Here is a 4,969-nt window from a genome sequence, read left to right on the forward strand (position 1 = left end):
CTTCGCAAGGGTCTTCACGGGGTCCGGTCCTGTTTGCTGAAACACGTTGGAAAGCGCTGATTGTTTCCATGTTTCGGGTTAACAGGTCCTTATCAAATCCCGAGTTCGGTTTGGGCTACCTCTTCAGTCACCAAATTCAGGCGTCAAAAAAGTGTCTACGTTGATACTATTTCTGCATTTATAATAGTATTGACATAAAATATCGCGCGGATTGCAGTAACATTCGGCTTCACCCTCGTCATTTATGACGACCGTCATGCTTACTGCGACAAGACAGGATATCGACATGCCGATTGATACCAGCGCCACCGACTTTCCCGACAGCGCCAAGTGGGCATGGCTGGAGGGCACCTATTGGTATGTGCCGGAAGCCTATATGCTCGCCAAGAAGCTTCTGATAAATCACAAGGGCGAACAGCGGATCATCCCGGTCAAGGATCAGACCCTGTGGCAGATCCTGCGGTACGAGCACGGCTACATCACCGGCAGGGGAGCGTTGTGCTTCGACGGCCAGCCCTTCAACTACCAGACGATCATCGGTTCGGTCTCGCCGGAAGGCGACGTGATGGTCAGTTTCACCCCGGAAAATGTCGATAGCTCCTCGACATCGGATGCCTCGGAGACACCTGACCCGTCGAAGAAGCCGGTCCCTTCGGACCCCTCCACGACAGTGAGCACCGGCCCCGGCCGCATGACGCTGATCCAGGGCAAGTGGGCCTTCATGATGCAGATGACCAACGGCAGCGACACGTCCAGCATGACCCATTGGGCCTACATGGTCCAATCCACGCCGGCGGACCCGTCCTGGAACAACATCCCCGGCGTTCCCGGCGTCAGCATCGGAGAAGTCTTCGCTGCGGTCGAAAAGTAACGGTGGGAACGGCGGAGGCGTCAGCCTCCGCCCGCCTCGTCGAGAAGGCTGATCGATCCCTGGTCCAGTTTCAGCTTCGCCGCCCCCGCGAAGTCCTTCAGTTGCTCCAGGCTGGTGGCGCTGGCGATCGGGGCGGTCACGCTGGGACGGGCCATCACCCAGGCCAAGGCCACCTGCGTCGGCGTGGCGTCGTGCAGCGCCGCCACCTCGTCCAGCGCCTTCAGGATGGCGCGGCCCTTGTCGTTCAGGTATTTGGACACGACACCCTCGCCGCGCGGGCTCCGGGACGCATCCTCCGGCTTGCGGTACTTGCCGGACAGGAAGCCGCTCGCCAGCGAATAATACGTGATGACGCCGAGGCCGTGCTCCCGGCACAGCGGCTCAAGCTCGGCCTCGTACCCGGTGCGGTCGAACAGGTTGTACTCTGGCTGAAGGCTCTCGTAGCGCACCAGCCCGGTCCGGGCGCTGACGTCCAGTGCTTGCCGAAGGCGGGCCGCCGAGATGTTCGACGCCCCGATCGCACGCACCTTGCCCTGCTCGATCAGTTCCTGATAGGTGCCCAGCACGTCCTCGAACGGCGTGTCCGGATCGTCGGCGTGGGACTGGTAGAGGTCGATGTAGTCGGTCTGGAGCCTGCGCAGCGAGTCTTCGACCGAAGCGCGGATATAGGCGGGAGCCAGCCCCTTCCTGCCCAGCCCCATCTCCATCCCGACCTTGGTCGCGATCACCAGCTTGTCGCGGTCGCCCCGGCCCTTCAGCCAGGAGCCGATGATCGTCTCGGACTCGCCGCCGCTGTTGCCCTGCGCCCAGCGGGAATACATGTCGGCCGTATCGATGAAGTTGAAGCCTTCGCCCACGAAGGCGTCGAGGATGCGGTGCGATGTCGGCTCGTCGATGGTCCAGCCGAACACATTGCCGCCAAAACAAAGCGGGACCACCTCAAGGCCGGACCGGCCAAGCTGCCGCTTCTCCATAGGGTCGGTTCCTTCGAATTACGGATCGGAAAGAGCGGGCGGCGCTTTCCGTCCGCCCACTCCGCCAACACGGTATTTTATTTGACGTTCCAGTCACGAAGGGCCGGTCAGCTCTCGACGCCGGAGAAGATCGCCTTCTTGATGATCGCGTGGACGCCCCAGTTGCCGTCCACCACCTGGGTAATGCCGAAGTCGACGCCCAGCGACATCAGCGACACCGCTTCGTCCTCGCTCAAGCCCTTGGCGTTCATCAGGAACTGCCGCATCTTGCGGAAGGCGTCGCGCATGGCGAGATCGACCGACGACTTCTCGTAGATCGCCGACTGCGCCTTGTCGCCCAATTGCTCCAGGTAGTTGGGATAGCTGAAGCCGTGCATGACCCAGTCGTCGGCGGTTTCCAGCATGGGGAAGTCCAGCCCTTCCAGGGCGGTGCCGCGCAGATCGGCCGCCTTGTGCAGGATGAACTGGAAGGTCCCGGTGAAGGAGCACTCGATCGCGGTGCCGCACAGTTCGGAATCCCCCTGCGACGCGTGAGGATCGCCGACCGAGAACATCGCTCCCGGAACCGCCACCGGGTAATACATCGTGGCGCCCTTGCCGAGCCGCCAATTGTCCATGTTGCCGCCGAAATAGCCGGGCGGGATGCTGTCCACCATGTCGGCCTCCTTCGGCGCCACCGCCAGCACGCCGAAATGCGGGCGGACCGGGATGCGGATGCCCTTCAGCACGTCGAAGTTCTTGGTGATGGTCGAAGGATCGACCGGGACGCCGGGATAGTCGATGATCTTGTGGACCACGCCGAACGGATCGGTCTGCGGCGTCCAGCGGTAGTTGTAGACCGCCTTGGCCCAGTTCCGCTCGCCGCGCGCGTCGATCTCGTAGATCGTGACGACTTCCCGCTCCTTCGGTTCTGTCAGCAGGTCCTTGTAGTGATAGCCCCACCACGCGGCGGCATTGCTGCCGAAGGTCTTGCCGGCGAATTCCGGGTTGGCGCTGGGACGCGGCTTCATGTCCACGATCCTGACTTCCAGCACGTCGCCCGGCTCCGCTCCCCGGATCGCCACCGGCCCGGTGCAGATATGGACGCCCAGCCCCTCGCCGGCACCCCGCCCGAACAGGGAGGCGTCCATCGGCCCGGCCCCGCGCCGGTCCACGTTCTTCTTGTCCTTGCTCCAGTGGAAGACGCTCTCGGCCCCCGGATCGCCCTTGACCATCCGCTCGGCGTCGTCGTTGGCGTGATGGGTCAGCGCCTCGATCGTGACGTAGTCGCCGGGCGAGATCTCGACCCTGGCCGGCAGCGACTTGCTGAAATAGCCCCAGTGGACCGTCTCCGCCGTCGCCGGCAGGTGGTAGTGGTTGGTCCGCTCCGGCTGGAGCGCCTGGGCGGCAGCCGCCATCGACGGTGTCACGAGCGACAGTCCGCCCGCCCCCAATACCCCTGCCCCGCCGGCCGCCGCGAAGGCGCTCTTCAGGAACGAGCGCCGCTCGTGATCCATGGTGCTCAGAAAGCTCTGGCGATGTTGCTCGAAGTCCGGACAGTTCCGGTCGTCGCCCTGGCACATGCTTTTCTTCTCCGGTCAGACTGATGGACCCCTTGTTTCAAGTCCATTTGCGCCGATGCGCATAAAATAGTATGCAATTTATGGACCCGGTTTCTCCGCTCCGGGCCGCCCGACCCATTCGCGCCATACGGGAACCTGAAGGGGCACAACCTTGTTGAGCAACCAACACTCGTTTTGATTTCAGGATTCGCCGCATGCGCATGCTATCTCCGGCCTCGCTCTTCCTTGCTGCAACTGCGGTCGCCCTTGCCGGATGCGGCGAGGAAGCGACGCTCCCCGTGGCCGCCGGCACCGGTCCGCAGCCGCAGTTGCCGGCTCCCAACGCAACCCTCATCCCGACCGTCAATGTGGCGCCCGCCAAGGGCTGGCCCGATGGCGGCATGCCCGCAGTTGCACAGGGTCTCCAGGTGGCGGCCTTCGCCGATGGCCTGGACCATCCGCGCTGGCTCCACATCCTGCCCAACGGCGACGTGCTGGTGGCGGAATCCAACGCTCCCCCCAAGGAAGGCGGCCAAGGCGGCATCAAGGCCTGGGTCCAGGGTCTGCTGATGAGCCGCGCCGGGGCCAAGACGCCCAGCGCCAACCGCATCACCCTGCTGCGCGACACCAACGGCGATGGCGTCGCCGACAGCAAATCGGTCTTCCTGGAAAACCTGTTCTCGCCGTTCGGCATGGAACTGGTCGGCAACGACCTCTACGTCGCCAACGCCGACGCGATCGTGAAATTCCCGTACGAGCCGGGGCAGACCAAGATCACGGCGCCCGGCACCAAGGTCACCGACCTTCCCGGCGGTCCGCTCAACCACCACTGGACCAAGAACATCATCGCCAGTAAGGACGGGCGCTTCCTGTATGCGACCGTCGGGTCGAACAGCAATGTCGGCGAGAACGGCATGGAGATGGAAGAAGGCCGCGCCGCGATCTGGGAAGTCGATCTGTCGAGCGGTCAGAAGCGCATCTTCGCCTCCGGCCTGCGCAACCCCAACGGCATGGCGTGGGAGCCTTCGACCGGCAAGCTGTGGACGGCGGTCAACGAGCGTGACGAGATCGGCAGCGATCTGGTGCCCGACTACATGACGTCCGTCCAGGACGGCGGCTTCTACGGCTGGCCCTACAGCTATTACGGCCAGACCGTCGACACCCGCGTCGAGCCGCAGAAACCCGAACTGGTCGCCAAGGCGATCGTTCCGGACTATGCGCTCGGGCCTCACACCGCATCGCTGGGCCTGTCGTTCGGCAACCCCGACACGCTCGGCGAGCAGTTCGCCAGCGGCGCCTTCGTCGGCCAGCACGGTTCCTGGAACCGCAAGCCGCATAGTGGCTACAAGGTGATCTTCGTCCCCTTCGCCGACGGGAAGCCGGCCGGCACGCCGGTCGATATCCTGACCGGCTTCCTCGACGGCGAGGGCAACGCGCTTGGCCGCCCGGTCGATGTCCGCCCTGACGGCAAGGGCAGCATCCTGGTCACCGACGACGTCGGCAACCGCGTCTGGCGGGTTTCCGCACCGGCGGACGCCGGGGTCGCGTCGCAGCAGTAAGCTGACGAAAAACGAAACGGCGGC

The 4,969-nt window shown here is 64.0% G+C and carries 4 protein-coding genes; 2 read left to right on the plus strand and 2 right to left on the minus strand.

Going from position 1 to position 4,969, the window contains the following annotated elements; genetic code table 11:
* The first annotated feature begins 286 nt into the window (after nt 1-286).
* Nucleotides 287-871 carry a hypothetical protein gene (locus AC5JJ6_RS41240; RefSeq protein ID WP_496047616.1) on the plus strand — a complete coding sequence of 195 codons (585 nt, stop codon included), beginning with the start codon at nt 287-289 and terminating at the stop codon, nt 869-871.
* A gap of 20 nt (nt 872-891) precedes the next feature.
* Here the strand turns inward: AC5JJ6_RS41240 and AC5JJ6_RS41245 are convergent, their stop codons facing one another.
* Nucleotides 892-1,845 (minus strand): aldo/keto reductase, encoded by a 954-nt coding sequence (locus AC5JJ6_RS41245; RefSeq protein WP_496047617.1) that lies wholly within the window; start codon nt 1,843-1,845, stop codon nt 892-894.
* A gap of 107 nt (nt 1,846-1,952) precedes the next feature.
* Nucleotides 1,953-3,407, minus strand: a complete 1,455-nt coding sequence (locus AC5JJ6_RS41250; protein WP_496047618.1) for an acetamidase/formamidase family protein — start codon at nt 3,405-3,407, stop codon at nt 1,953-1,955.
* Between the two features lie 194 nt (nt 3,408-3,601).
* On the opposite strand from AC5JJ6_RS41250, the gene AC5JJ6_RS41255 reads away from it, so the two are divergent.
* The gene (locus tag AC5JJ6_RS41255) at nt 3,602-4,945 is read left to right on the plus strand and encodes a PQQ-dependent sugar dehydrogenase (protein ID WP_496047619.1); all 1,344 of its coding nucleotides are present in this window, start codon (nt 3,602-3,604) and stop codon (nt 4,943-4,945) included.
* Nucleotides 4,946-4,969: the final 24 nt, after the last annotated feature.

The organism is Skermanella sp., from assembly GCF_059503625.1.